The sequence below is a fragment of the Streptomyces glaucescens genome (assembly GCF_002154375.1).
GTDB classification, from domain to species: domain Bacteria; phylum Actinomycetota; class Actinomycetes; order Streptomycetales; family Streptomycetaceae; genus Streptomyces; species Streptomyces glaucescens.
Map to the genome: position 1 here is coordinate 1 of NZ_MUND01000503.1, position 4,727 is coordinate 4,727.

The 4,727-nt window shown below is 74.8% G+C and carries 5 protein-coding genes and 1 tRNA gene; 4 read left to right on the top strand and 2 right to left on the bottom strand.

Going from position 1 to position 4,727, the window contains the following annotated elements:
• Together CCN42_RS29620 and CCN42_RS29625 are read right to left on the bottom strand one after the other, a co-directional pair.
• Nucleotides 1–1,415: amidase (locus tag CCN42_RS29620; RefSeq protein ID WP_107427660.1), on the bottom strand; the 1,415-nt coding region annotated here is incomplete at its 3' end.
• A 16-nt stretch (nucleotides 1,416–1,431) separates the two neighbouring features.
• A complete protein-coding gene (locus tag CCN42_RS29625; protein ID WP_086740216.1) occupies nucleotides 1,432–2,379 on the bottom strand; it encodes a D-2-hydroxyacid dehydrogenase in 948 nt (315 codons plus the stop codon).
• 240 nt (nucleotides 2,380–2,619) lie between these two features.
• On the opposite strand from CCN42_RS29625, the gene CCN42_RS29630 reads away from it, so the two are divergent.
• From CCN42_RS29630 to CCN42_RS29645, 4 genes are all read left to right on the top strand, one after another.
• Nucleotides 2,620–3,351, top strand: a complete 732-nt coding sequence (locus tag CCN42_RS29630) for a maleate cis-trans isomerase family protein (RefSeq protein WP_086740218.1) — start codon at nucleotides 2,620–2,622, stop codon at nucleotides 3,349–3,351.
• 265 nt (nucleotides 3,352–3,616) lie between these two features.
• Complete coding sequence (locus tag CCN42_RS29635) at nucleotides 3,617–3,979, top strand: hypothetical protein (RefSeq protein ID WP_086740220.1); 363 nt, start codon at nucleotides 3,617–3,619, stop codon at nucleotides 3,977–3,979.
• A 113-nt stretch (nucleotides 3,980–4,092) separates the two neighbouring features.
• Nucleotides 4,093–4,662 (top strand): bifunctional DNA primase/polymerase, encoded by a 570-nt coding sequence (locus tag CCN42_RS29640; protein ID WP_086740222.1) that lies wholly within the window; start codon nucleotides 4,093–4,095, stop codon nucleotides 4,660–4,662.
• Nucleotides 4,653–4,726: transfer RNA gene (locus tag CCN42_RS29645), tRNA-Lys, on the top strand. Before CCN42_RS29640 ends, CCN42_RS29645 begins: the two co-directional genes overlap by 10 nt.
• Nucleotide 4,727: the final 1 nt, after the last annotated feature.

Genomic DNA, 4,727 nt, shown 5'->3' on the forward strand with positions numbered 1-4,727 from the left:
CGAGGCGGGTGTCGCGCCCGGTCCCGAGACGCAGGACCGGGCGCGACACCCGCCTCGTACAGCGCGTGCGCCGCGCGCAGCACCAGGTCGTCACGGTGCCGGGCGGCCACCAGCTGCAGGCCGACCGGCAGCCCGTCCGGGTCCGTCCCCACCGGCACCGAGGCCGCCGGCTGCTGGGTGAGGTTGAAGGGGTAGGTGAACGGCGTCCACCCCGTCCACCGCCGCAGCCCCGACCCCTTCGGCACCTCCCTGCCGGCCTCGAACGCCGTGAGCGGAAGCGTCGGGGTGACCAGCAGGTCGTAGGACTCGTGGAAGCGGCCCATCCGGCGGCCCAGGTCCACCCGCACGTCCACCGCGGCGAGATAGTCCAGCGCACTGCGGCGCGCACCGAGCCCGCAGATCTCCGCGAGCCCCGGATCCAGCAGCTCCCGCTGGTGCGGCCCGAGCCGCTGGACGAGCCGGGCCGCCCCGCTGAACCACAAGGTGTGGAACGCCTCCACCGGGTCGGCGAGGTCGGGGTCGGCCTCCGCCACGTACGCGCCCAGCTCCGCCAGCCCTTCCACCGCGTGCCGCACCGCCGACGCCACCGCCGGACGCACCGCCACCTGCCCGCCGAACGACGGCGAGTACGCCACCCGCAGACCCCGCACCCCACCGGCCAGGCCCGCCGTGAACGAACCCGGCGCAGGCCCCAGCGCCGACCAGTCGCGGGCGTCCGGCACCGCGATCACGTCCATCAGCAGCGCCGCGTCCGCCGCGTCCCGGGTCAGCGGACCCACGTGCGCCAGCGTCCCGAACGCGCTCGCCGGATACAGCGGCACCCTGCCGTACGTCGGCTTCAGCCCGAACACCCCGCAGAACGCGGCCGGGATGCGCACGCTGCCGCCCCCGTCCGTGCCCAGCGACACCGGGCCCGCACCCAGCGCCACCGCCGCCGCGCTGCCCCCGCTGGAACCGCCCGCGGTGCGCGCCGGGTCGTGCGGGTTGCGGGTGACACCGGACAGCGGCGAATCGGTGACGGCCTTCCAGCCGTACTCCGGTGTCGTCGTCTTGCCGAGGAAGACCGCCCCGCTCTCCCGCAGCCGGGCCACCGACGGCGCGTCCTCGGTCCACGGCCCGCCCGGGTCGACGGTCCGCGAACCCCGCAGGGTGGGGAAGCCGCGCATCAGCAGGAGGTCCTTCACCGTCACCGGCACCCCGTCCACCGGGCCGGCCGGCTCCCCGCGGCGCCAGCGCTCCGCCGACTCCCGCGCCCGCCGCAGCGCCTCGTCGGCGGTCAGGCGGACGAAGGCGCCCACGGCCGGCTGGATCTCCGCCGCCCGCGCCAGCGCCGCCCGCGTCGCCTCCACCGGGTCGAACGCCCCCGTGCGATAGCCCTCGACGAGCTGGACGGCGGTCAGTTCGGTGAGCTCCATACGGCCTCCCGCGCGCTCAGTGCCCCGGCACGTAGCCCCGCTGCTTGTCGACGACGTTGAACAGCGGCCGGCCCGCCGCCCAGCGCTCGTACAGCTCCACGAACTGCGTACCCAGCTCGTCCCGCCAGCCCACGGTGTCCCCGCTCATGTGCGGCGACACGATCAGCCCCGGCAGCCGCCACAAGGGGCTCTCCGGGCCGAGCGGCTCGGTGGCGAAGACATCCAGCGCCGCGCCCGCGATCCACCGCTTGGCCAGCGCCTCGGCCAGCGCCTCCTCGTCCACCAGCGCGCCCCGGCCGACGTTCACGAACCGGGCCGACGGCTGGAGCACCCCGAAGCGGCGGGCGTCGAACATGCCGCGCGTGTCGTCGGTGAGCGGGGCCGCCGCGACCACCCAGTCGGCGCGCGACAGCAGCCGGTCCAGGTCCTCCGGTCCGTGGATCCCGGTGCGCGGCCTGCGCCCGACGAGCGCCGTGCGGACGTCCAGGGCCTTCAGTACCCGGGCGACCGCCCGGCCGACCGGCCCGGTGCCGACCACCACCGCGCGCGTGCCCGCCACCCGCTGCGACTCCCGGTGCCGCCACTCGCCGCGCCGCTGCAGCTCCCAGGTGCGCGGCAGGTCCTTCGCCATCGCCAGCACCAGCGCGGCCACGTACTCGGCGATGGGCTGCTCGAAGACGCCGCGCGCGTTCGTCACCACGGTGTCCGACGCGGCCAGCTCCGGGCACATCAGATGGTCGACGCCCGCGCTCGCCGTGTGCACCCAGCGCGGGCGCGGCCCCTCGCCCGGCCACGCCTCGCGGACCGCGTGCGAGGTGAAGTTCCACACCAGCAGCACGTCCGCCGCCGGCAGCCGGGCGGCGAGCTGCGCCTCGTCCGTGTGCGCGATCCGGGCCCGGCCGGTGAGCCGCCCGAGCCGGGGCGGCGGGTCGGCGTCCAGGACGAGCAGGGTGGGGTCGGTCATGGGCAGCCGCCTCTCCCAGCGGATCGGTTGTCGCCAGCGACGCCTGACATGCGCGGTTCGACCACGCTCGCACCCGGGCCCACCGTCGTCAACATGCCGTGATCTCGGCCAACCACGTGCGGATGTGGGCGGCGCCGCGCCGACGGGGTACCCGCTCGGTGGGGCCGTATCGGGCTGGGCTGGACCGGACGGTGTGTGCGTGGCCCCCCGCACTGCCGGAAGACAGCAGGAAGGCTGGACATGACCGCACTCGGATTCCTCTACCCGGGCCACTCGGCCGAGGACGACTATCCCCGTATCGAGCAGCTGCTGGGCAGTGACATCCGGGTGGACCTGGTCCACACGGACCTCGGCGAGGACGTCCACCGGGCGGACGCGCTGCGCGTGCTGGGCTCCCCCGAGCGGCTGGCGGCGGGCGTCCAGGAACTGCGGCACACGGGCGCCGAGGCGGTGGTGTGGGCGAGCGCCAGCGGCAGCTTCGGCTACGGCTGGGAGGGCGCCCACGAGCAGGTGCGCGGCCTCGCCGTCGCCGCCGGGATGCCGGCCTCCTCGACGTCCTTCGGCTTCGTGCACGCCGGCCGGGAGCTGGGGGTGCGGCGCGTCGCGATCGGGGCGACCTACCCGGACGACGTCGCCGGGCTCTTCGCGGACTTCCTGCGCGCCGGCGGCCTGGACGTGGTCGCCGTGCACGCCTCCGGGATCGGCACGGCCGCCGAGGTGGGCGCCTGGGGCGAGGCCGAGCTGTTCGCGCTGGCCCGCGCCGCCGACCACGCGGACGCGGAGGCCGTCCTGCTGCCGGACACCGCCCTGCACACGGTGTCGCACGTCACGGCGCTGGAGAAGGAGCTGGGCAAGCCGGTGCTCACGGGCAACCAGGTCACGGTCTGGGAGGCGTTGCGGCTGGCCGACCGCCGGGTGAACGCCCCGACCCTCGGCGCGCTCTTCACCCGGGAGCCGATCGTCCAGGTCTGACCCGGTCCGGTCACCGGATACGGCCTCCTCGGGTTCGGATTCTTACGGCCTCCTTGCGCGGACGGAGGACAATGGAGGGTGGTCCGGCCGGGACGACGGGGCGGACCACCCGTTCCACCCGCGGTCCGTCCGCGGCCGACCCCTGCTCCGTCCGCGGTTCGTCCGCGGTCAGGACGCGGTCAGTCCGTGGTTCGTCCGCGGTCAGGCCGCGGCCCGTCCGAATCCCGTATCCGTCCGTATCCCGTCCGTATGAGGAGGCCACGACATGGCGGAGCCCACGCCGCGTCGCAACGAACCGCGGCTACGCCCCGCGCCCCTGCTCTTCGAGCCGGCCGAGGCGGCCGGCGATCCGGAGCACTTCTTCGACCTGGAGTCCATCGACGACCCGCGGGCGCTGCTGGCGCGGGCGACCGAGCTGACGCTGGCCTTCCGCGCGGCGACCGACCGTGCCGTGGAGTTCCAGGCGATCGCGGCGGCCCAGCTGGCCGATCCCCGCCGGTTCGACCGGCTGACGACCGCGGACATCGCCGAGCGGGCCGAGTGGACCGAGGACTACGCCAAGAAGATGGTCGAGTTCGGCCGGGACCTGCTGCGGGGGGCGGACGGGCGAGGGCCCGATCCGGTCTGAGTGATCCACATGGCATATGCCAGGCGGGCAAGATACCCGCTCCCGCCGTTGTCTGTCCCGGTTTCCGGCAACTCAGCGAGACGGAGCGTGCACAGCGGGTAGACCTGGGTGGCATGAGCAGCAGCACAGTCACTCTCGACGGAGCCTCCTGGCTCGCCTCGGCAGGAACGTATCCGCGCAGCACTCTGGCGCTGTGGGAGGAGCGGCCGGACGCCCCGGTCGTGCTGCCCTGCGGAGCCGTCTTCGACGTGGTGAGCGCTCCCGTGGTCTTCGGACGCCGGATGCTGGACCGGCTCTGGGAGGAAGGGCCCGGCTCGGGACCGGTGGCGCTGCACCGGGGCCGGATGCTGCTCTTCGCCGCGCCGGGCACGGCGCAGCGACTGCCCTCGCTGATGGAGTGGGAGGAGTGGGGCTGCCGGGGCCGAACCGGCGAGATCCCGCCACTTCTCTGCCACGGCAACGGCGACGCCGTGACCGTCCCCGCCCCGGCCGGTCCGGGGCCCGCCGCGACCTGTGAGGGGTCCCGCTGGATCGTCGCCCCCGACACCCGTCACCCCTGGCTGCCGGGCCCGGAAGTGCTGCTGTGGGCGGCTGTCCGGGCGGCCCGGGCGGCGGTGCGGATATCGATTTCACCTCCCGCCGACCAGGATGCTAAGGTCTACGACGTCAGCAGGCGCCGCTAGCTCAGTTGGTTAGAGCAGCTGACTCTTAATCAGCGGGTCCGGGGTTCGAGTCCCTGGCGGCGCAC

Bases quoted from the DNA above. Each gene is read 5' to 3' on its own strand.
- CCN42_RS29635 (WP_086740220.1), top strand. From the start codon at position 3,617: ATGGCGGAGCCCACGCCGCGTCGCAACGAACCGCGGCTACGCCCCGCG.
- CCN42_RS29625 (WP_086740216.1), bottom strand. From the start codon at position 2,379: ATGACCGACCCCACCCTGCTCGTCCTGGACGCCGACCCGCCGCCCCGG.
- CCN42_RS29640 (WP_086740222.1), top strand. From the start codon at position 4,093: ATGAGCAGCAGCACAGTCACTCTCGACGGAGCCTCCTGGCTCGCCTCG.
- CCN42_RS29630 (WP_086740218.1), top strand. From the start codon at position 2,620: ATGACCGCACTCGGATTCCTCTACCCGGGCCACTCGGCCGAGGACGAC.